The sequence below is a fragment of the Gemmatimonadota bacterium genome, assembly GCA_016713785.1.
Classification (GTDB): domain Bacteria; phylum Gemmatimonadota; class Gemmatimonadetes; order Gemmatimonadales; family GWC2-71-9; genus JADJOM01.
On record JADJOM010000002.1, the window covers coordinates 1 to 21,581 of the forward strand.

The window sequence follows — 21,581 nt, forward strand, 5'->3', positions numbered from 1 at the left end:
GCGGCCATGCGCGACAGTGCCTGATCAATCTGGTCTGACGCAATGGGTGCAGTGGAAGTCAGCTGGGCGTAAATTGCCACGGGCCGGTGCTGTCCGCGGTGCAGAGGGCGACCAGGGCGCCTTCCATGCTCAGCAGCCGCACCAGTTCGCGCGGTACCGAAGTCGCCAGTCCACGCTATCGCCAGACGCTGCCACGCTCCGAGGACGCGCGCCGACGCTCCCGACGGCAGTAGGGCAATCGAAGTCACAATCTACCGCGGCTCGACGACCCGGTCACCCGCCCCGGAATCGCGCTTGGCGGGCCACGGCATCGGCACGCTCGGAGGGAGCCGATCATCGCTCATTCACCAAGCCAGGAAGGTCGCGGATTGCGATGAATGCACAACAAAGAGGAGGGATGACCGGGGTCATCACCTGCGACACCGCGAGGAAGCGCGGCGATCCCATGTATGGTGCGACTCATCAGGGAAGGCGGGACTCGTTCACCCATCAATCGAGAGGACGTACCAACGCGCCCACGGTGACGGCGGCGGTGGGCGCGCGTCGCGACCTAGTTGCGAACGTAAGCACACTCCTGCTCCTGAACGTTGCCGGAGCTGCCACAAGACCAACTGCTCAGGGTACAGGTGGCGCCGTCACGGGATTCGTCGCAGTCTGCGCACAACCCACAGGCTGGCTGGCTGGTATACGGGCATTCGGGAGAACCGCCAGCGGCTTCGCGATGAGGACGCGGCTGCCGCAGTTGCCGCAGCCAATGTGGTGGCAAAGCAAGAAGGGTGACGCGCAGCGTTCTGTGCATTGCAGCTCCTGTGAAATGGACAAAGTGTCCTTGGCTGTCCGGCGAGCGACGGGTCGCTGGCGGCCCGTGGGATCGCTGATGACGCTGGACGCGGTAGTGCGCCATACACAGCGTGGACGAATCTGTCCGATCCACTTGGTCCAACTCGCTCTGTCCACGAGCCCGTGTGCTGCCCCGGCGGAACTCCTGCCGCGTTTGAGGCTGAACCGCAGACAGCGCAGCCTCAAACAGCTTCCGTCCGGCTCCTGACGCTCCCAGCCGCGAAGGTTTGTATCGTAAGAATCGCATGCGGCAGCTGAGTCAGCCGCACGCGAACGGCGCGCGACGATCCACCAGCACCCCCGACCCGCGCGCCCGCCCGGGAGGCAATCACCGATGCCACCCCCGTCCGTGTCCTCTGCGCCGTCCATCGCACGCTGGGGTGCCCTGGCAGCCAGGCGTCCAGCCCCTCCTCGGCGATGCGCCCGTGATCGACGCCGGGCGCGGGCCCGCCATGGCGACGCATCCGGAGAGGCGCTGCAGGCCGCCCCTGGTGCGCCGTGGTGCTGCTCGTCAGCGGTGGCCTCGGCGCGGCAGGGTCGCGGCACTGCACCGGGACGCTTCCAAAGCCGGCGCGGCCGTTGCCCGCAGGGACTCGCGGCGAGTGGCCAGGCACTCACCGACGCGGTCCGGACGTCGTGGCGCCCCCTCGATCTCAAGAGATCCTCGACTACCTCGATCGTCGGCGGCTGTCACGCGCCCCTGATCGCCGCGCGGTCGACGAGCGCTGCGCGCCTTTCCGACTCTCCGACTCTTGACTCCGACTCCGACTCCGACTCCGACTCCGACTCCGAGCCACCCCGCGCCGGCCTCGCTGCGCCGCCGCCACCAACCGCCGCCTCGCGGAGTTCCGGGCCGCTCGGGTGGGGCACTGGCGCGCCGGCTGGCCGGGTTGCTGGCCCTGACCAGAGGCACCAGCAGTGCGGGCCTGGATCAGCGCGCGCCTGGGGCGGCGGGCTCGCTCCCCGGAGCGCCCGCGCCTGGGCCGTGGGCTCTGGCATCGACCTCGCGGTGGCCGCCTCCTGCCCAGGCTGGGAGTGGAAGGTGGAGGCGATGCTCCACCGGCACGGCCTGGTGGCGTGGGAGGCGCCACCGCCGCCGGTCGGGGTCCTCGAGCAGCCGGTGCTCGCCACCGCCTGACCCCCGCGACACCACGCTCCACGCTCAACGGCGCCCCCGCCGCGCACGCGCTGCGGGGGCGCGTGGCATCCGTGCGCCTACGAGCGCCAGCAGCGGCAGCGCCCGGTAGCGCACCACCTGCCGGCACACGTCGTCGCGGTCGTCGATGTTGCCCCAGAGCGTGGAGCGGTCGGCCTCGAAGCAGCCGGAACCGGGGATCGGTGGTGACCCGGCGGATGGGGTACCCGTTGGGCGAGCAGCATCCACTCGCGGCGGTCCGGGGGCGAGGTCGGCCAGCTGCACCTGCATCGGGTGTGCCCGTCGCGGCCCACCACGGGCTGCGCCGACACCAGTGGCAACATCGGCGGCAGGTAGAGGTGCGCGCGGATGGAGTCGACGGTAATGGGCGGTGGCGGCGCGGCCGGATCCGGATGGGCGAACGGATCCAGCGCCCGCGCGATCCGCGCGCGCTGGTGATCCGCGCCGGCCGGTACGGCACCCCCCGGCGCCACAGCGGGCGTGACTCCGCCCCGCCACGCGGTGACCGTGAACGTGGGCTCGGCCGCGCCGCGTGGCGCCGCGGGCCGGTCCACCCGCACCCGCAGCGAGCCGTCGCTGGCATACGCCAGTACGATGTCGCTGAAGGCTGGACGGCATAATGTGGCGCCGTCACGAAAAAGAACCGGAGCGTCGCGTTCTCGAGCGAGATGACCGCGAGGGTATCCCGCACCACGTTGTCCCGGTCGACCTGAAGCGCCGCGTAGGCGATCGGCTCCCCTCCGGTTCCCGGGCCGGCTTGACCCCCGCCCCGGCGATGAGGTCGCCGCTCGGCAGCACGGCCACCACCCCGCGGCGCAGCTGCGGGGCACGTCGTCGCGCGGGCGCCCGGAGTACCGCAAAGCCGTAGCCGATGGTGCGGACGCCCCTTGCCGTCGCGGGGAAAGAGGGTCACGCGGACCTAGCCCCGGGTCGGAGGCCCAGAGGGTGTCGCGGGTCACGCCGAGCTGGAAGATGTAGCTGAACTCGCCCGGGCGCTGCCGGCGCGGACCCAGGATGCGGCGCAGACGCCCGCTCGGCCTCGGGTGCAGCACGGCGGGGGAAACGGTAGCCCGCGAGGTAGAGCGCTGCCATCGGGGTCAGGGCGAGCTCCGCCACCTGCGAGGAGCTGGGCCCGGACGCTGGCCGGCGCCGGAAGGTGGGATCGGGACGCAGGTCGGCCGCGGGAAGGAGGCGCGGCCCCGATGGGGCGGGGCGAGCCCCAGGAGCAGGGCCGCGAGGACGAAGGCGCTGGAACGCATGGCGAGGATCCGGGGTCCGGGGTCACAGCGTCAGGGTCGCCGTCCGGGATCTAACGTTAGCAACCTGCATTCCATCCTGCCAGCGAGCCACGAGGATGCCCTCACAGTTGCGGTACTCCGGCCGGTCCGCCGAGAGGCCGGTGGTCACGGCCGGGCCTGGCTGCGGGAGACGTACTGGGTGGCGCCATCGGCATCCAGGGCAGCATGGCCCCCCGCGCCACACCCGGGGCTCGACGGGTGCATCCGCCGAACATCGTCTGGATGCAGTTCCAGTACCCGGCGCCTGGCCGCCGATGCAGATGGACACCGGGAAGGTGTTGGCGCAGCCCCAGCAGCCGGCCTTCTTCTCGACGGCGAGATTGGCGTGTACGGCGGCGAGTGAGGCGGTGATCTGCCCCTGGGCGGGGGCGGCCTCCACCAGGAGCAGCAGGCCGAACAGCGATGCGGCAAGTCGAAGATGTCTCATGTGGTGCGGTCCTTTCGTTATCAGGCAGCGGTCAGTCGGGTTCCCGGTCCCAGCGCCATGCATACCAGACCAGCTCCATGGCCCCGGCGCGGCGCGGCCAGCAGCGTCGCGGCGGCGGGCCGCCCCGCCACCAGCCCGAACGGCACCGCGAGCGGGGGTGACCCGGGCCAACGCGCCGGCGGCGTCGTAGCGCAACAGCAGGCGCTGGTCGCTGGTCAGGTCGGTGAGGGTGAGGAGCCAGCCGCAGTCGAGGGCCACCGCCGGCAGCGCGCGCCACCCGGCGAGGGTGTCCGGCAGCGCCGCGCGCACCGCGGGGTCGGCCGCGGGCGTGGCGAGCGTGTCCACGCCGCCCGTCCGGGGTCGACGCGCAGCACCTCGAAGGGCGCGTCAGGTGGGTGAGCAGCAGCGCCGGCCCGGCCGGCGAGAGGTGATAGCGGGGGAATCCGGGGCACGGTGTCGGCCACGGATGAGGCGTACAGGTGTGGGCGCCGCCCGTGGCCACCCGCCGCAGCAGGAAGCGGCGCGCCAAGGTATCGCGGACGGCGAGGAGCCAGCCGTCATCGACCCAGCGGGCCCCGTCGAGTTCCTGGCCCGGGGCCAGCGGCACCCGGCCCAGCACGGCGGGCAGGGTGTCGGCGCCAAGCTGGTACTCGGTCCCGGTGCGCAGGTCGAGGAAGCGGAAGCCGCCGGGCACCGGCGTGAGGCCGACGGGCCGCAGGTCGCGCGGCAGGTGGCGTTCCAGCCGGACGCCGGTGGGATCGACCTCGAAGATCGTCCCGTCGGCGGCCCACAAAGCGTAGCCGCCATCCACCAGGGGCGGTGGCCCCCCTCGATCCCGGAGGTGCGGCGGCAGGGATACGCCGCCTGCTGTTCCAGGTGCAGCGCGGCGGGGGCGCGGGCCTGGGCCCGGGCCGCCGCCGGGGCGTGGAGCAGCAGGCACGTGAGATTAGCCGGAGGGGAGCGGCGCGGTGGGGCATGACCCACGCCAGGGGCCGCCCCCCGCGCGACCATGCAGCTTGCGCCACCGCTGGCCCGATCCCGCCCCGGTCCCAGTACGCGTCACCCCGGCCACCCTGCTGCTCTCCTCTACCCCTGAACGATTTCCGCCGCTGCCGGACAGACAGGGCGATTCCACCATGACGGTTCATGTGGTGACACCTCCGTACTGCCACCTGGGAACCGACGGGGCGGATCGTCCCCGGTGGGCAGCCTCCTGCTCGCCGACCTGAGTGAGAGGTTCCGGCACTCGCCCGCGCCCCTGCAGGCCCACCTCGAGGCGCTCCCGGTGCCCGCTGGCGCTGCTCCCGCCCGACCGGCGCATCTCGAGCGCGGTGCTGGCGCCTTCGAGCCGGTGCCGGGCTTGAGGCCCCGATCTACCCGGCGGACTACGCCCACCTTCCCTGGTGGCCCGGGCGGTGACGGCGGTGCGGCGGCGCCCGGTGCCGCACCCCACGGTGCTGGGGCTCTGGGTGGAGCAGGGCTGCGCCGCCCCGCCATCGCCGGCACCCTTGCCGCGTGCTTCGGCGGGCCGGCCGAGCCGCCGCGACCTCACGGACGGTCACGCGCAGGCTCCAGGCGCTGAGCTCCTACGAGGTACGCGACTGGCGCGGACTCGGCGGCCTGGCGCGGCTGGTGGCGAGCCTCACGCCGGGGCTCAGCCTCGAGACCCAGGCCTACCTGGCCGACATCGATCCCCGGACCCTGCGCCGCTGGCTGCGGCTGGCCATCGACCTGCCGTGGCCGGTGGTCAGCGGATGGGTGGGCTGGGAATGGGTGCTGGAATCGGCGCTGCGCCGCGCCGGGTGCGTGGCGCGGCCGACGCTGCAACGGGTGAGCGGTGCGGGCCGCGTGATCCGCGGCCCGCTGTAGACTCGCCAACTGGGGGGAGGATGGCGCGGCGCTAGCGCCGGTACCGTTCCAGCCACTGCAGGCCGTCCTCGTCGGTGCGGACCGCGTACACCACGCCATTCCCCATCCCCACCATGCGGCGCCCCAAAGGGAGCGTGACGCGGCCGGTCAGTTTCCCGCCGGCGTCGAAGAGGTCGTACACCGGGGTCGAGTCGCGGGCGCTGGTGGAGCGGGTGACCCACAGCTGGCCCTCGGGGGCAAACTGCAGCGCGCGGGTGGGGAAGGGCGGCTTGACCTCGGGCCAGTCGAAATCCTTCTCGGTCATCTGGGGCGGGCCGTTGTCCTGGTTGTTGCGGCCCCCGCGGCCCCGCGCCGCCGACGTTGACCGTGATCCGGTTGCGGCTGGTGCGCATGCCCTCGAGGAAGAGCTGCTTGTCGGCGGCCGCCACCTTGAGGGGGTCGTACGGCACGGGCCGCCGCGCACCGGCGCCCCGGCGCCCAGCCACTCCACGTGGTGGTCGCCGACCCGCGCGATGGCCACCGCCCCCTCGGGCGTGACGGTCCACTCGTCGCTCGGCGCAAAGGGGCTGGCTCCGCATCATGACCGTGCGGGCGTTCTGCCCCCGGAGACCTGCATCTTGATGGCGGGGATCTTCACGCGGGTCAGGCTGTCGAGCCGCTTCGTGGCCGGGTCCCAGCGGATGAGCGCCACCGAATCGGGAGCGCGCCGCCGACCTCCATGCCGCCGCCGAGCTCGCCCCGGAAGGGGCTGCCCTGGAAGTAGATCCGCCCCTGCCGGTCGGCGCCCCGGGCATCGGGCATGCCGCTCAGGCCTTCGGGGTACGGGATGGTGCGGCTGAGCTTCCCCTCGGGGCTCACCACGAGGAGGCGCCGGCTCACCCGGTCCACGAGCACCACCGAGTCGCCGCGGAAGGGCAGGAGGTCGCCGGGGAACTGGTATTCGCCCGGCCCCCTGGCCGTTGCGGCCCACGTTGACCTGCTCGCCGGTGGCGAGGTCGGCGAGCAGCACCGCCTTGGGGCCGAGGTCGGTGACGAGGACCTTGCCCGAGGCCAGCTCGCGGATGGCGAAGACCGCGTCGAAGGGCTGCTCGAACTCCGCCTCGGGCGTCTTCAGGGCGCGGGTCGGGACCTGCTGGGCGGCGGCGGGCAGGGCCGCCAGGATGGTCGCACAAAGCAACAGGCGCACGCGGGATACCTCCACGGAGGAGAGGGGGTGCAGCGGCACGTGGTTCGAATGCCGGGAAGGATGCCCGGTCGGCGGCGGCGGTTGCAGGGGGTGCTCCCCGCCCCATCCCCCCGCGCATTACATTTCCCGCCCCATGTCCCGGCTCCGTTTCCCCGCCCTGCTGCCGCTGCTGCTCGCCGCCTGCCCCGCGGCGGCGCCGCCGCTGGAAAGCCGCGAGCTCGCGCCCCCCGCCGACACGGTCATCGCGCCGTTCGCCGGCGAGGTGACCGACGCCGCCTGGCTCGAGGGCGACCGCTGGGTGGTGATCTCGCCGCAGGACCGGGCGGTGCAGGTGGTGGACTTCGGCACCCATGCGCTGGCCCCCTTCCCGCCCCGCGCCCGGCAGGAGCTCGACCAGCCGTTCCACCTCTTCCGCAGCGGCGACACCATCTTCGTGGCCGACTGGCAGCGGCGGCGGCTCACCGGCTGGTCGCTGCGCGGCGCGCCGGCGGGCGTGCTGCCGGCGGTGGACCGCTTCCGCGGCGCGCTGCCCCGCGCCCGCGACGCCGCCGGCCGCTGGTACTTCGAGCTGCGCCCGCCGCCAGGCCCCGACGGGTCGGGCAACCGCGATTCCGCCGCCATCGTCCGCACCGACCTGGCCGGCCCCGACGACACCGTGGCGCGGCTGGCCCCGTTCGACCTGGCCGAGGTGCTGAGCGAGGGCCGTCGCCGGCTGGAGCGCCGCCTGCTCTCGGGGCAGGATCGCTGGGGGCATCCGCCCCGACGGCACCCCTCTGGGTGGCGCGGGTGGCGGAGAACCGGGTGGAATGGCGCGCCGACAGCGGCGCGGTGGAGCTGGGCCACCAGCTGCCGGACCGGGTGCTCCCGGTGACCGGAGAACGACCGCGAGCTCTTCCTCAACCGCTTCGACGCCGGCCTGCGCCCGACGGTGGCCCAGATCCCCTTCGCGGCGATCAAGGCCCCTTCGAGGGCGCGACCCTCGACCCCGACGGGCAGCTCTGGCTCACCAAGAGCCGCGCCATCGGCGACTCGCTGCGCTACTACCAGGTGGTGGACCGCACCGGCGCGCTGGTCCGCGAGGTGACCCACCGTGGCCTGGGCCACGTGCTGGCGATCAGTCCCACCGACCTCCTGGTGGCCGAGCCGATCGAGCACGGCGTCCGGCTGCTCCGCTTCCGCCTGAACCCGCCGGCTCCCGCCGGCGCGGCAACGCCCTGACGCTTTCCGCCGGAGTCGCCCCGATGATGGTCCGGCCGCGCGCCCTGCCCGCCCTGCTCCTGCTCGCCCTGGCGTGCACGGACGCCCCCACCCCGCTGGTGGTGCTGGACCAGCCCGAGGCCACCCTGCCCCGCACCTTCCAGCAGGTGAGCAACGTGGTGGAGCTGAGCGACGGCCGGGTGGCGCTCGCCGAGCTCAAGGACAAGACGTTCCTCCTCGCCGACTTCGCGTCGGGCAACGTGACGCCGCTCGGCGAGCACGCCGACACCATCGCCACCGATGACCCCGCGCCCGGCAGGCACAAGCTCCCCGGCTACGTGCTGCGCCTGGCCGGCGCCACCCCTGGGCCTGATCGACTTCGCCGCCGAGCGCACCACCCTGTGGACCGGCCAGGGGGGCGTTCGTCGGGGTGCTGCCGGGGCGCGGCGTGGGCGGCTACAACCAGCCGCTCTACTACGACCAGCGGGGCCACGGCTACAAGGAAGACATCCGCGCGGTGCTGGGCGGGCTGGAGCCGGGGCAGGAGGTGGGGCTCGACAGCCTCAACGTGCTGCAGATCCCCCGCGGCGACACCGTGGCCGACACCGTGGCGCGGCTCAAGCTGCCGGTGTGGGGCCGGGGCCAGTTCGGCGAGCAGATGAAGATCGTCTCGACCATCTTCTCGGGCCGCGACATCTTCGGCGTGCTGCCGGACGGCTCGCTCTGGGTGGCGCGCGCCTCGAACAACGCCGTGGACTGGCGCGCCCCCTCGGGGGAGTGGAGCAAGGGGCCGTCGCGCAGCTTCGAGGAGGTCCTGGTGACGCAGGAGGAGAAGGACGTCTTCCTGGAGCGGTTGCGGGGCCAGATGGCGCAGATGGGCGCGCCGGCGGGCATCGAGCTGTCGTATCCCTTCGCCGACGAGAAGCCGCCCTTCGCCGCGGGCCAGACCGACCCGAGCGGGGCGGTGTGGCTGCAGCGGTCACGCCCCTACGGCGATTCCGTGCCGGTGTGGGATGTCGTGGGGCGGGACGGGCGGCAGGTACGCTCGGTGCAGCTGCCTCGGAACGCGAGCGTGGCGGGCTTCGGCGGGGACGGGCGGGTGTACCTGATCCTGCGCGGCGAGGCGGGCCAGCAGGTCGGGCGGTACGTCGTCAAATAGGCGCGCCTGACGCCTAGCCGGGCCCCCCGCCTTCCTCCTCCGGCGCCGGGGGGTCCGGCGGGTCGGTGGCGCGGCGGTTGCGGCGGCGGCCCTCCTCGTACCAGCGGCGCGTCATCTCGCCCGCCAGCTGCCGGTTCCCCAGCCCGAACGCCAGGCCCGCCGCCAGCGCGATGGACCCCACCACCAGGGTGAAGGCCGAGGTGACGATCTCCTCGCTCACGCCCACCTGCTGCAGCGCCATGAAGAACGCGATCATCACCATCGCGCCCTTGGTGAGCTTGGCCACCGTCGGCACGCCCTCCACCCCGCCGGCCGACGCCACGATCAGCGCCCGCACGAACTCGCCGATGATCATGCCGAGGATGATGATCACCGTCCCCGAGATGAGCGTGGGGATGAAGGCGAGCATCCGGCCGAACATCTCGCGCACGTTCTCCAGCCCGAGGGCGGAGCTGGCCAGCAGCACCACCACCAGCATGGCCAGCCAGAAGATCAGCTTGCCGATGGCGCGCACCGGGTCGAGCCGCACCCGGCCGGCGGCCTCGGTGAAGCCGCCGGCGTCGGCCAGCCGCTTGAAGTGCAGCCGCTCGAGGGTGCGGTCGGTCCAGCGCTGCAGCTGCCGGGCCACGAAGTACCCGGCGAACATGATCAGCGCCGCCGCCAGCAGCCCCGGCAGCACCACGGCCAGCTCGCCCCACCCGATCAGGAGCCGCTCCCACAACTCGCTCATCCCGCCACCTCGATCACGATCTTGCCCGACTGGGCGCCACTGGCCAGCCGCGCGAACGCCTCCCGTCCCCGGGCCAGCGGGACGACGGCATCCAGCGGGGGACGGAGCCGTCCCCGTCCGGCCAGCTCAACGATAGCACGGAACTCGGCGTCACTGCCCATCGTGGACCCGAGGATCGACCACTGGTACCAGAACAGCTTGCGCACGTCGGTGGTCACCTCGGGCCCGGTGGTGCCGCCGCAGGTGACCAGCCGGCCCTTCCGCGCCAGCGCCCGGAGCGACTGGTCCCAGGTGGCCTCGCCCACGCTGTCCACCACCACGTCCACCCCGCGGCGGTGGGTGAGGGCGCGGACCTCCCGCGCCACGTCCACCTGCGCGTGGTTGAGCAGGTGATCGGCGCCGAGCGCGCGGGCCCGCGCCAGCTTCTCGTCCGAGGAGCTGGTCACGATCACCTCCGCCCCCACCAGCTTGGCCACCTGCAGCGCCGCCTGCGCCACCCCGCCGCCGACGCCCCAGATGAGCACCGTCTCGCCGGGGCGGAGCGCGGCGCGGGTGATGAGCATCCGCCAGGCCGTCACCGTGGCCAGCGGGAGCGCGGCGGCCTCCGCCCAGCCGAGGCCGTCGGGGACCCGGGCCAGGTTGCGCGCCGGCACCACGATGTACTCCGCCAGCGTGCCGGGGCGATGCTCCCCAGCACCCCGAATTCGGGGCAGAGCGGCTGGTCCCCCGCCAGGCACCACTCGCACGCGCCACAACTCACGCCGGGGTTGAGCAGCACCCGGTCGCCGGGGGCGAAGCCGGTGACGCCGGCGCCCACGCGCTCGACGGTGCCGGCGCCGTCGGCGCCCAGGATGTGGGGGAACTGGTAGCGGATGCCGGGGAGGCCGGCGACCACCCAGAGGTCCAGGCGGTTGAGGGCCGCGGCGTGGATCCGCACGCGCACGTCATCCGCGGCGCCGAGCTCGGGCCGCGGGACGTCCTGCAGGGTGATCTGGTCCAGCCCGCCGAGGGCGGTGAGGGTCAGGGCGATCAAAAAGCGGGACTCGTGATCCGTTCCCCGGGAAGGAGCCGTACGCTGGTGTCCACGCCGCCCGGGAGCGCGCGCCACTGCAATGTAAACTCGGGCACGACCCGGTTCTTGTCGGCCGGCTTGCTGGCCACCCACGCGATCCGGGCGCCATCCCGCGCCAGGGCGATGTCCATGAGGGTCAGGTCGGTGCTCACCAGCGTCACCGGCGGGCCGCCGGCGGCGCCCTGCTGCAGCACCAGCTCCGGCTCGCGCCGGTCCTTGCGGTGCAGCACCCAGGCCAGGTCGCCGCTGGGCAGGTAGAGCGGCCGGTTCTCGCGCCGGTCCCGGGTGGCCGTCACGGGCTGCGGCACGCCACCGGCCAGCGGCACCACGTAGATGTCGCCCGGGGCCTCGCGGCTGGTGTAGCCGGTGAAGGCCACGGTGCGGCCGTCGGGGAGATCGCCGGCTCCTCCGCGCCGCCCGGCAGGGCGGTCAGCGCGCGCACGTTGCTGCCGTCGGCCTGCATCACGTAGAGCTGGCGGGCCCCGCCCCGGAGCGAGACGAACACCAGCGACTGGCCATCGGGCGTCCAGTGCGGCTGCAGGTCCATGCCCGCCTCGGTGGTGAGCCGCGCCGGGTTCCGGCCGTCGGCGTCGGCCACGTAGATGTCGTAGTTCCCCGCGCCGAGGCGGTCGGACGCGTAGGCCACGCGGCTGCGGTCGGGGGAGTAGGCGCCGTCGAGGTAGTTGCCGAAGCTGTCGGCCACCAGCGGGATGAACTGCTCCGGCGCGCGGGTCAGCGTGGCGTAGATGCCGAGCCGCCCGCTGCGGGTGGAGGTGAGCAGCAGGTCGCCGGTGACGAGCACCGTGGCGCTGCTCGGCGCCCCGGCGCCGGCCCGCGCGGTGATGGTGGCGCGGCCGGGGGCCACGGCCTCCACGGTGCCGTCGGCGTCGACCTTCACCAGGCCCGCGTTGCTGGTCACCCACTGCACGCCCTGCGCGGCGCCGACGGGCGCGCCGGCCAGGTCCACGAAGGCGGCGGTCAGACGGGTCCGCTCGCCCGCGGCCAGCGTCAGCCGCTGCCGGTCGAGGGCGATGGCCCCCGGCAGCACCTCGATGGACCAGCCCTTGGGCAGGAAGCCGCGGGCCGAGAACTCGAGCGTGGTGCGCCCGGCGCGGCGCGCGGTCAGCGTGCCGGTGACCGGATCGAAGCGGGCGATGCTCGTGTCGCCCACCGTCCACGCCATGGGCACGCCCTCGATGGGGAGCGAGTCGATGGTCTGCGGGATCACGGTGAACTCGCGGCTCGTCTCCGCCGGGATGCGCACCGTGTCGGTGAGCCGCGGCGCCACGGCGAAGCGCGCCACCCGCTGGTGCACGATCACCGGCACCCGCACCTCCTGCAGGAAGCCGCGCACCACCACCTCGGACCGGCCGGCGGTGCGCGCCCGGACCACGCCATCCGCCCGCACCTCGAGCACGCCGTCGTCACTGGCGCTCCACACCAGGTCCTGGGGCCGGAGCCGGCGGCCGCCCTGCGCCGGGACGATGATGCCGACCGTGTCGCTGTCGTCGGGGGACAGCACCAGCCGGTCGCGGTCGGCGCCGATCGTCGCCAGCGAGACCGCCACCGGCACCCGCACGCTCGGACCGTTGGGAATCGCGGCCTCCACCACCGCCTGGCCCGAAGCCATCGCGGTCAGGCCGCCCATGCTGTCGCTCAGCGCGACGATCTCCGGGCGCGAGGAACGCCACACCGCGCCCTCCGGCGCGCCCACGGTGCCGTCGGCCCGCAGCGCGCGAAGCTGCAGCCGGCCGTGCTCCGTCGGGAGCAGCGCCAGCGTGGCGGGTTCGGCGGTGAGCTGGGTGTAGAGCGGCGCCGGTGGGATCGGCGCGGGGGCGGGCTCGGCCGGCGCGGACGGCGCCGTCGGGGCGGGCGCCACCCGGGCCCCGGACCGCGCCACCGGCGCGGCCACCGGACCGGTCACCACCACCTGGATCGTCTTGCTCCTGCTGCCGGCCTCGATCACGATGCGGGCGCGGCCACCGGCCAGCGCGCTCACCGTGCCGTTGCTCGCCACCCGCGCCACCAGGGTGTCGGTGGAGCGGAAGCGGATCGCCAGCACGGCGTTGCCGGCGTCGTCGAAGGCCTGCACCGACAGCCCCTGCCGCTGCCCGGCCTCGAGGCGCAGTGAATCGGGGGTGGCGTAGAGTTCGGTCACGGTCTGCGCCGCCGACCCCCGAGGAAGGAGCAGCGCGAGCGTGAGGACGATCGATGACCAGCGGAGCGGAGTGGACATGGCCCGGGTTCAGTCAGAGACACCCGGAGAAGTGCAAGGGCTAGACCATCGGTTGGATAACCGCAAAGCATTGTGGTACAACAGCTTGTATCGTGCCAATGACGGCCCTTCGGACCCCGGTCGGCAAACACGCCAGACCGCCCGGCGGACTGCGACGGCCCGGGCGGCTAGTGCCACTCCCGCGGCAGCGACTCCGCCAGCGCCGGACCCGGGTCCGCTGCCCCGGCCGGGCCAGTTCCCGGGTCACGGTCACGTGGAACGCGGCCGAATCGGAGGTGACGTCGATGGTGGTGGTGAGGGTGAACTCCCGGCCCGGTGGGCGGACCCGGTGGCTGGCCACGCCAAGGAAGCTCGAGCGCGCCGGCGCGCTGTCGGTGGTGCGATAGGTCTCGGCCTCAGTGTAGTCGTACCGCACCGCGCCGATGGACCAGGCGGCGCCGCTCTTCCACTCGAAGGTGGTCATCCCGCTGCGCGGGTCGTAGCTGGCGCGCTCCACGGCGGGGAACGGGTCGTCGTGGTGGGTCACGTCGGGACGGTGGCGCCGCGGCTCGGGCACCGGGAGCGCCGGGGCCGGATAGGGGCTCGCCGCCGGCACCAGGGGGAGCACCACGAACGAGCCCGTCGGCTCCACGACGCTGGTCATCGGGTACGGCGTGGGCCAGAGCATCGGGAACTGGGCGTTGGAGACGGCGAGCCGGACCCGGTGCCCGGGGCGGAAGGCCCAGGTGCTGAGGTGGAGGTCCCAGGCCAGGGTGTACGACTGTCCCGGCACCAGCCGCGTGGGCGCCGCGGGGTCGTCACGCTGGGTGGCGTTGAGCGCCCCGCCCGCCACCAGTGAGACCTCCCCGTCGGGCGCCACGTCCTCGAGCCGCGCCGTCCAGTTGGCGAGCGGGGCGCCGGCGATGGTCCGCAGCACCACCCGCGGCAGGCCCAGCAGGGTGAGCGTGGTGTCGAGCGCGGGGAGTCGTATACCAGGCTGCCGGCGTCGTCGCGGCGCATGTCGCCGGTGGGTTCGCCCCACCAGTCGCCGGCCATCACGCCGAAGCCCGGACGGTAGCGCAGTCGCTCGGTGGCTCGGCGGCTCGGCGGCTCGGCCTGGAGCCCGCCCCCCGGCGCGAGGTGCAGGGTGTCGGCGCGCGCGCCGGCCACCGGCCAGTCCTCGAAGCGCCAGTGCCCAGGCGTCTCCGCCAGGTTGCGGTCCGGGGCGTGCCCCTCGCGCTGGAACACGAGCAGCCGCGGCTCGCGGACGATGGCGTCAGGCCCGCCGCGCAGCCAGTGATCCCACCACGCCACCGCGCGGGCCCGCCATTCATAGTTGGGACCCGGGGTGCCGTCGTCGGGCCAGTCGTGCACCCACGGGCCGATCTCGGCCTTGACCGGGCCGGCCAGGTACCCGAGCGCGCGCAGCGGAGGTCCCGGTAGCCGTCGAGCAGCCCGCCGATCAGGTACGCGGGGATGGTGAGCGCCTCGGGCCGGAAGCGGAGGCCGTTCCGGCGCCAGAAGGGACCGTCCGCCGGCTGCTTGAGGTAGGTGAGCACCCACGGAGAGGCGTCGAAGCGGTCGCGGAAGTACGCCGCGTCGAAGGCGTAGCCCGGGGTGCGGGGCAGCCCGTTCTCGTGGTCGATCTGCAGGATGTAGGGGTCGAGGTGCAGCGCCCCGTCGATGTAGTGCACGTCGTCATGGAACAGGTCGTCGGTGGCGTGCAGCGCCAGGATGGCCTTGAGCGCCGGGGGCTGGCGCATCGCCACCTGGATGGCGTTGAACCCGCCCCACGAGATCCCCCACATCCCCACGTGGCCGTTGCCGTCCCGCCGCCGCGCCAGCTGCGCGATCACCTGCTCCGCGTCGTCGAGTTCCTGCTCCGAGTACTCCCGCGAGGGCACCGGCCCGTCGGACCCGCCGGTGCCGCGCAGGTCCACCTTGGCCAGGGACAAAGCCCCGCCGCACGAAGTAGTCGTACAGCGGGAAGTCGCGGGCGTAGAAGCTGTCGTCCTTGCGGTAGGGCAGGTACTCGAGCAGCACCGGAAACCGCTCGCCGGGGTGCTTCGGCGTGGGGAGCCACCAGGTCACCGCCAGCCGCGCCCCATCGGGCATGGCCAGGAAGCCGCGCTCCGTGCGGTAGTCGTACAACGAATCGGGCGCCCCGGTGAGCAGCGCGGCGATGAGCGTCAGTGAGAGCATGGTGGCTCGATGGTTGGACGGCTCGGCGGCTCGGCGGCTCGGCGGCTCGGAATGACAAGGGGCGGCCCTCCCCCGGACCCCCGTTCCCCTTTCCCCCTTCCCCCTTCCCCTTCGGTTCCCTCTTCCCTCTTCCCTCTTCCCTCTTCCCTACGGAACAACCACCCTCAGATCAACGCGGCTGTACCCATCCACGCTGTCGCCAGGGGTGGGGAAGGTGATGAGCGGGTGCACGCTGCCGCCGCGGCGCACCAGGATCGGCGCGGTGCTGCCGGCGGGCCCTTCGAGCGTGAGCGCCAGGGTGTCGCCCTCGAGGCGCTGGTCGAGCAGGCGCAGCTGGCGCGAGGCGCCGCCGCGCGGCGTCTCGACCGGCGCGAGCAGCACCTCGTAGCCCGGCTCGTACTCCAGCACCACGTGCGCGCGGTCGGTCACCGTCACCGGGCAGGGCACGCCGACGTCCCGCGCCGTCGGCACCGCCGCGCCGCAGGGGCCAGAGCCGCCGGCCTCGTCGCTGGCCCGGAGCAGCCGCGCGCCGAGTGGCAGGCGCGGGGCGTAGTGGATGGTGGTGCTGCCGGCGCCGCCGGTGCGCACGATCGTCAGCTCCAGGCGGCCGGGCGCCTTCCGGAACGACAGGTCGAACCGTCCCTCGCCGGCGGGGGCGTTGTGCACCTCGAGGCGATCCCATCCCGCCGGCAGCGCCGGCGCCAGGTGCACCACCCCCGCGGGCAGATCCGGCTCCCAGCCGAGCAGCCCGCGCACGAGCACCGTGGGGATGAAGCTGGTGCCGAAGAACTGCTGCGCCACGGCGGTCTCCAGCGGCTCGCGCAGCAGGCCGGCGTACACCTCCGGGTTGCGGCCCAGGCCGCGGTCCCAGCCGCTGTTCACCAGCGCCTGCAGCTGCTGGTAGCCGGCGGTGGGGTTCCGGTAGCGGTACTGCGCCAGCGCCGCGAAGCCGGTCACGAAGGGCCAGACGGTGCCGTTGTTGTAGTGCAGCGGGTCGAACAGCGCGCTGCTCCCCGCGAGCGAGCGCGCGCCCCAGTCGGTGAGCAGGGTGGCGCGGGCCTGGGTGGCGGCGGCGGCCATGCCGCGATCGTCGGCGAGGAGCCCGAAGCTCATGGCGGTGGCGGGCCACACGGTGAGCTCGGGGCGGATCTCGCCCCGCTCGAGCAGCGCAAAGGCGTACATCTGCTGCTCCGGCAGCCAGAAGCGGTCGCGGAGGGAGGCGAGGGCCTGGGCGTGGAGGGCACGGGCTTGTGCGCCCAGGGCCGACGGTTCGACGGCTCGGCGGTTCGACCGGCCGGCGGGCTTCCGCTCCATCACCTCGGCCATGCGCGCCATCCGGTCCAGCGCCTCCACCCAGACCGCGCTCAGGTAGATGTCGGACTGGACGCCCACGCCGAGGTCGCCCACCTCGACGGCGCCGAGTCCGCCCTTCGAGTTGAGCATCAGGCCGGTGGTGGAATCCACGGTGCCGCGGCACCACTCGTAGGCCTTGCGGAGGGCGGGCCAGACCCGGCGGATGGTGGTGGTGTCGTTGGTGGCTTTCCAGTAGTCGCCCCAGGCCATGAGCCAGTAGGGCGTGGTGTCGGCGTGGTAGAAGGCGTAGGGGAAGTCCTCGAACCAGCGGATGCGGCCGGCGGCCTGGGAGATCTCGTGGGGGATCTTGCCGTCGGTACGCTGGTACTTCACGAAGAACTCGAGGCCCTGCCGCACCAGGTCGTACTGGCCCAGCGCGCCCATCCCCAGGGAGTTGATGGCGGCGTCGCCGCCGAAGAACCACCCGAAGCCGGGGCGCGCCCCGCGCGACTCGCTCGGCCCGTAGCCCGCCACCGGGCCGCAGCCCAGGTCGGGGTTGCAGACCATCGCCTCGTCGAGGTTGAGTGCCGCCCAGCGCACCGCCTGGTCGAGCCGCGCGTCGGGCGACTCGATCCACAGCGCGTTGGCGCTCACGCTGTCGGCGGCGGCGGCGCGGGCGGCGTACAGGGCGGGCACCTCCGCCAGCACCCGGCGGTAGAGCGCCTTGAGGCTGTCGCGCGGGGCGAGGCCGCCCACGATCACGATCGGGATGCCGCGGACGTGCAGCGAGGTGAGCCGGCCCACCGGCTCGCCGGGACGCGGCATCGGCGCGCGGGCGGGATCGCCCACCGCGATGCGGAACTGGTTCGGCTGGTCGGGGACGTCATGCGCCGGCTGGTTGGTCGCGATGGTGGTGGAGGGGCTCCCCACCAGCGCGCTGGCCTTCCGCTGGCTCTCCGAGAGGATGAACGCCTTCTCGGCGTCGTCCCAGAACACGTATTGCCCGCCGATCGCCCCCGGCCACGCCAGCTGCAGGTCGGAGATGAACTCGGCCACGATCTCCATGGGCCGCACCGCGTCCACGTCGAGCAGCATCACCACCGCCGGCGCGTCGCGCAGCGCGAACACCGACTGCCGCACCGTGAAGGCGGGGTGGGTGTAGGTGATGACGGGACCGGCGGGGGTGATTGTCACCGCGCGGGCCAGCCCGCGGCCGGCGATCGCCTCGGGATAGAGCGGCGTCTGGAACCGGAGCTCGAAGTGGTGCAGCAGCTTGAGCGGCCAGGCCCAGACCTCGAAGCCCCCCTGCTCGGTGCCCATGGCGAGGGCGCGGCGGCCCACCGCGCTGACGTAGCTCCCGGGCCGCGCGGGGCCGTGGAAGTCGGCGGGGCCGGCCCGCCACTCGACCGGCCGGAGCGCGGTGGAATCGGCAACCCCCTGCGCGACGGCCGCCGCGGGGAGGCCGAGCAGGAGGAGCGGGAGCAAGGCGGTGCGGTGCGACATGGCATGTCTCCTCAAGGGGTCCCGGCGGCCACAGCTGCCCGGGACGCCCGGCCGCCGCGCCTGCGCCGCTCCCCTCGACGCAGCGATATCGCTACGGGCAGGCAGTGGTGCCTGTATTGGCCTGGGCCACGGGCTCGTTGTTCACCCGCAGCTTGACCGTGCCCGCGACCGGGACCACGAACTCGGTGGCGCTGTAGGCCTGGCCGCTGGGCCGCGCCGGGAGCGTGAGCGCACCGGTCTGCGGCTTGCCCACGATGGTCCACGTGGCCGCCACCACGGAATCCACCGAACTCCGCGCACTGAAGCGCCGCTGGCAGGCGTTGTGCAGGCTGAATTGCGGCGGGGCGCCGGGGCCGGATTGGGTGTAGAGGGGAACATCCGTCGAATCGGTCGGTACGGCGACCGTCACCAGGCGGCTGCCGCCGGCATTGAACGTGACCGGGAGCCAGCTCGGTGCCGAGTGGCTCGTCAATCCGCCGCCAAATTCGGTCATCACGGCCAGTGTTCCGGTTCCCGCAGAATCGCGCGCCACCTGGATCGCGAGGGAGCCACTCACGACATCGGGCAGCCAGGCCACGCTCGTGACAGGAGCACTCGGCGCGAGGGTGTCGGCGTCGTTGTCCAGCTCGACCTCCTCGTAGTCCGAGCCGGCCAGGTCCAGATATCGCTGGTGAGTCACCGGATCGCTCCCGATCCTCTCGCCCCCACTGAGGGTCACCAACAGGGTACCGCCAGCAAAGGTGACCCGGGTACCAGCCGGCAGGGCGGCGGCGGCCGCACCTCCCGCCGTCGCGTTCACGGTCCCCCGGACCTGGAACGGAACCCCGTACTCACCGAGGGTCGAGTGGGGATTGATGTGACGAGGGTCGGCGATGCGAAACTCGGAAAATGGGACGCCAGGAGTGGCAGGCCCGATCCCCGTGGCCAGCACGAAGTGCCCAAGCCGTGTGCCGCCCCCCCGGGTCAGCAGTCCCAACACCACGGGCTTCCCCGCGCAGAGTGATTGCCGAAGCCCCGCGGTATCCTGTGCACGGCCGAGGTCGTTCCATGCCAGCTGCGAGCTCGCCAATGGCACGGTCCGGCCAAAGTGAACGATTCCACCAGGATCAAACCCGCTCCCGGTCAGCATCACTTGGTGCAGCGCCCCAGGATCCGTGGCCACGCCCTGACGCACCAATTCCATTACGAGACTGGTCAGGGCGCAGCCGCTGCTTCGGATGGTGGCCCCGGCAAGGTGGTCGTATGCCGTGTCCCCCCATCGCGCATCCCCCTGGCTGAGACGCACCACGTTGGTCTGGCAGCTCGGTGGCCGGCGGAAGGCCCGGACCTTGATGGTCCCGCCAAGGTTGGTGCTGGAGGTCGTGCTCGGGCCGAACGAGCGCACCAGGAAGCAGTACCCGGTGCCCGCCAGGATCAGCATGCATGGGAGCTGGAAGGATGGGTCGTTGGCGTTCAGGCCGCTGAACTGCGGCGGCCGCACCGTGAACAGGAGATCGCTGCGGTGCAGCGGCGCCTCGGTGTCGCGGAAGCGGAGCGGGTTGGCCTCGGTCAGGGTGCTGGCCGCGAGGTTCTCCAGGCCGGCCTGCCCCGCGCCATCGGTCTGCAGGAACTCCACGCTGATGTCGCGGGTGTAGAGGTCGCCGTTGGGGTAGTAGTACCACTGGGTGCCGGTCAGGGCCACAAGGGAGTAGGGGTAGGCCTGCCCGTTGTCCGCCGACAGCAGGGACTCGCCCTCGAGCGCCGCGGTATCCGCGTACTCGCCCAGGGCAAAGAACGGGATCGTGTCCACCAGCCCGCCAGTGTCCGGGACGGTGAGCGTGAGCTCGTGCAGCAGGGAATCGGTGGCGCTGCTGTCGTAGGGCTGCAGGATCCGCGGCGGAAGCGGAGGCCCGGCAAGCGAGGGGGACGCCGGCGCCTCGGCGCACCCAACGACCACCAGGGCCAGCGCGAGGCTAAGCATTCCCGCGAGGCAGGGGGGGGGGATTCAGGGGAGTGGTCGGCACGGGGGCCTCCGGAGAGGGACGGAGCGGCCGGCCGGGGGGACGACCACCGCCTGACGTGCAACCTATCCGCCCGGCACGCCCCCAGCCAGCCGGGCCCGTCCCGGTGCTCAGCTCATCCGCGTCCGGGTCCGCTCCAGCGATTCGGTGTAGGAGCGTTCGACGTCACCGGGGCTCGAGGCGCGGAAGCCGGTCTCGCGGATGAGGCCGTCCTCCAGCGAGTAGATCCAGCCGTGCACCGTCACCGGCAGGTGCTGGCGCCAGGCGTCCTGCACCACCGTGGTGCGGCAGACGTGCAGCGCCTGCTCCAGCGCGTTGAGCTCGCACAGCCGGTCTTCCTGCCGGGTGCCGCCGGCGATCTGCCCCAGGTGGTCGGCGTGCTTGTCGGCCACGTCCTGCACGTGCCGCAGCCAGTTGTCGATCAGCCCGAGCTGGCGCCGCTCCCACGCCGCGCGCACGCCGCCGCAGCCGTAGTGCCCGCACACGATCACGTGCTCCACCCGCAGCACCTCCACCGCGTACTGCAGCACCGAGAGGCAGTTGAGGTCGGTGTGCACCACCACGTTGGCCACGTTCCGGTGCACGAACAGCTCGCCCGGCTCCAGGTCCACGATCTCGTTGGCCGGGACCCGGCTGTCGGAGCAGCCCACCCAGAGCCAGCGCGGGGCCTGCTGGTGCCGGAGCCGAGAGAAGAACTCGGGATCCTGCGCCACCATCCGCGCCGCCCACGCCTTGTTCTTGGCCAGCAGGTCCCAGTGGTGGGTCATCTTTGTAACTCCTTTATTTACATTATCTTACGGCCGTCATCGAGGCCGGGGCACGCGTGAGGGAGGGGCCGACCGTCAACATCCAGCCGGGTGGCGGGTGCCCACGGGCTTCCAAGCCGCCTCGCACGCCCGCCCGTCTTGCACTCAACAAGAAGAAGTGCATCTTATCAACGATGGCTCGTTGCGGGCAGTCATTGCCCGCCTCACCGGCGGCGGGTCCCGCGCCGCGGCAGTCTCTGGAGGAAGCGCCCATGGCCGATATGGAGATGAGCTGGACGGACTCGGGGTGGATGGATCCCGTGCCTTCGCCGATGGAGCCCACCGCCCCGCCGCCCGCTCCCGCGCCGGCGGCCGCCGCGGCGCCGGCTCCCGCGGCTCCCAGGAAGCCCGCCGCGAAGAAGCCCGCGGCCAAGAAGAAGCCCGCGGCCAAGAAGAAGCCCGCCAAGAAGCCCGCGGCCAAGAAGAAGGCGGCCAAGAAGCCGGCAAAGAAGGTGGCCAAGAAGAAGGCGGCCAAGAAGCCCGCCAAGAAGGCCGCCAAGAAGAAGGCCGCGAAGAAGGTGGCCAAGAAGGCCGCGAAGAAGTCCGCCAAGAAGGGCGGGAAGAAGAAAAAGAAGTGATCCGACCCTGCCGAGCGCTCCGGTTCGCCGGAGCGCTCGCACTTTGGGGG

At 72.9% G+C, this 21,581-nt stretch carries 18 protein-coding genes and 1 pseudogene; 7 read left to right on the plus strand and 12 right to left on the minus strand.

Going from position 1 to position 21,581, the window contains the following annotated elements:
* Window positions 1-1,825: 1,825 nt before the first annotated feature.
* Window positions 1,826-1,978 (plus strand): hypothetical protein, encoded by a 153-nt coding sequence (locus tag IPJ95_04415; protein MBK7922863.1) that lies wholly within the window; start codon window positions 1,826-1,828, stop codon window positions 1,976-1,978.
* A gap of 1,299 nt (window positions 1,979-3,277) precedes the next feature.
* On the opposite strand, the gene IPJ95_04420 is transcribed toward IPJ95_04415, so the two are convergent.
* Window positions 3,278-4,066, minus strand: a complete 789-nt coding sequence (locus IPJ95_04420; GenBank protein ID MBK7922864.1) for a hypothetical protein — start codon at window positions 4,064-4,066, stop codon at window positions 3,278-3,280.
* Between the two features lie 136 nt (window positions 4,067-4,202).
* Here IPJ95_04420 and IPJ95_04425 point away from each other — a divergent pair, with 136 nt between their 5' ends.
* Both IPJ95_04425 and IPJ95_04430 read left to right on the plus strand, forming a co-directional pair.
* Complete coding sequence (locus IPJ95_04425) at window positions 4,203-4,700, plus strand: hypothetical protein (GenBank protein MBK7922865.1); 498 nt, start codon at window positions 4,203-4,205, stop codon at window positions 4,698-4,700.
* Between the two features lie 536 nt (window positions 4,701-5,236).
* A complete protein-coding gene (locus IPJ95_04430) occupies window positions 5,237-5,590 on the plus strand; it encodes a hypothetical protein (GenBank protein MBK7922866.1) in 354 nt (117 codons plus the stop codon).
* A gap of 31 nt (window positions 5,591-5,621) precedes the next feature.
* Here the strand turns inward: IPJ95_04430 and IPJ95_04435 are convergent, their stop codons facing one another.
* A complete protein-coding gene (locus IPJ95_04435; protein MBK7922867.1) occupies window positions 5,622-5,894 on the minus strand; it encodes a hypothetical protein in 273 nt (90 codons plus the stop codon).
* A gap of 338 nt (window positions 5,895-6,232) precedes the next feature.
* The gene (locus IPJ95_04440; GenBank protein MBK7922868.1) at window positions 6,233-6,469 is read right to left on the minus strand and encodes a hypothetical protein; all 237 of its coding nucleotides are present in this window, start codon (window positions 6,467-6,469) and stop codon (window positions 6,233-6,235) included.
* Window positions 6,470-6,909: 440 nt separating this feature from the next.
* On the opposite strand from IPJ95_04440, the gene IPJ95_04445 reads away from it, so the two are divergent.
* From IPJ95_04445 to IPJ95_04455, 3 genes are all read left to right on the plus strand, one after another.
* Window positions 6,910-7,647 carry a hypothetical protein gene (locus IPJ95_04445; GenBank protein ID MBK7922869.1) on the plus strand — a complete coding sequence of 246 codons (738 nt, stop codon included), beginning with the start codon at window positions 6,910-6,912 and terminating at the stop codon, window positions 7,645-7,647.
* Window positions 7,578-7,994 (plus strand): hypothetical protein, encoded by a 417-nt coding sequence (locus IPJ95_04450; GenBank protein MBK7922870.1) that lies wholly within the window; start codon window positions 7,578-7,580, stop codon window positions 7,992-7,994. The genes IPJ95_04445 and IPJ95_04450 overlap by 70 nt, the downstream gene beginning before the upstream one ends.
* Before the next feature lie 409 nt (window positions 7,995-8,403).
* The gene (locus IPJ95_04455; GenBank protein MBK7922871.1) at window positions 8,404-9,132 is read left to right on the plus strand and encodes a hypothetical protein; all 729 of its coding nucleotides are present in this window, start codon (window positions 8,404-8,406) and stop codon (window positions 9,130-9,132) included.
* Window positions 9,133-9,145: 13 nt separating this feature from the next.
* Here IPJ95_04455 and IPJ95_04460 read toward each other — a convergent pair whose 3' ends face one another.
* From IPJ95_04460 to can, 9 genes and pseudogenes are all read right to left on the minus strand, one after another.
* Window positions 9,146-9,862, minus strand: a complete 717-nt coding sequence (locus tag IPJ95_04460; protein MBK7922872.1) for a hypothetical protein — start codon at window positions 9,860-9,862, stop codon at window positions 9,146-9,148.
* Window positions 9,859-10,895 (minus strand): annotated as a pseudogene (locus IPJ95_04465) (zinc-binding dehydrogenase). Before IPJ95_04465 ends, IPJ95_04460 begins: the two are co-directional and overlap by 4 nt.
* Window positions 10,892-11,311: a hypothetical protein gene (locus IPJ95_04470; GenBank protein ID MBK7922873.1), complete on the minus strand. Its 420-nt coding sequence runs from the start codon at window positions 11,309-11,311 to the stop codon at window positions 10,892-10,894. Before IPJ95_04470 ends, IPJ95_04465 begins: the two are co-directional and overlap by 4 nt.
* Window positions 11,227-13,170 (minus strand): Ig-like domain-containing protein, encoded by a 1,944-nt coding sequence (locus tag IPJ95_04475; GenBank protein ID MBK7922874.1) that lies wholly within the window; start codon window positions 13,168-13,170, stop codon window positions 11,227-11,229. Before IPJ95_04475 ends, IPJ95_04470 begins: the two co-directional genes overlap by 85 nt.
* A gap of 40 nt (window positions 13,171-13,210) precedes the next feature.
* The gene (locus IPJ95_04480) at window positions 13,211-14,191 is read right to left on the minus strand and encodes a hypothetical protein (GenBank protein MBK7922875.1); all 981 of its coding nucleotides are present in this window, start codon (window positions 14,189-14,191) and stop codon (window positions 13,211-13,213) included.
* 13 nt (window positions 14,192-14,204) lie between these two features.
* The gene (locus IPJ95_04485; GenBank protein ID MBK7922876.1) at window positions 14,205-15,053 is read right to left on the minus strand and encodes a hypothetical protein; all 849 of its coding nucleotides are present in this window, start codon (window positions 15,051-15,053) and stop codon (window positions 14,205-14,207) included.
* A 445-nt stretch (window positions 15,054-15,498) separates the two neighbouring features.
* The gene (locus IPJ95_04490) at window positions 15,499-18,147 is read right to left on the minus strand and encodes a hypothetical protein (GenBank protein MBK7922877.1); all 2,649 of its coding nucleotides are present in this window, start codon (window positions 18,145-18,147) and stop codon (window positions 15,499-15,501) included.
* 91 nt (window positions 18,148-18,238) lie between these two features.
* Window positions 18,239-20,107, minus strand: a complete 1,869-nt coding sequence (locus tag IPJ95_04495; GenBank protein ID MBK7922878.1) for a hypothetical protein — start codon at window positions 20,105-20,107, stop codon at window positions 18,239-18,241.
* 150 nt (window positions 20,108-20,257) lie between these two features.
* Window positions 20,258-20,914 carry a carbonate dehydratase gene (gene can, locus IPJ95_04500; protein MBK7922879.1) on the minus strand — a complete coding sequence of 219 codons (657 nt, stop codon included), beginning with the start codon at window positions 20,912-20,914 and terminating at the stop codon, window positions 20,258-20,260.
* 251 nt (window positions 20,915-21,165) lie between these two features.
* On the opposite strand from can, the gene IPJ95_04505 reads away from it, so the two are divergent.
* On the plus strand, window positions 21,166-21,531 hold the full coding sequence (locus IPJ95_04505) for a hypothetical protein (GenBank protein ID MBK7922880.1): 366 nt from the start codon (window positions 21,166-21,168) through the stop codon (window positions 21,529-21,531).
* Window positions 21,532-21,581: the final 50 nt, after the last annotated feature.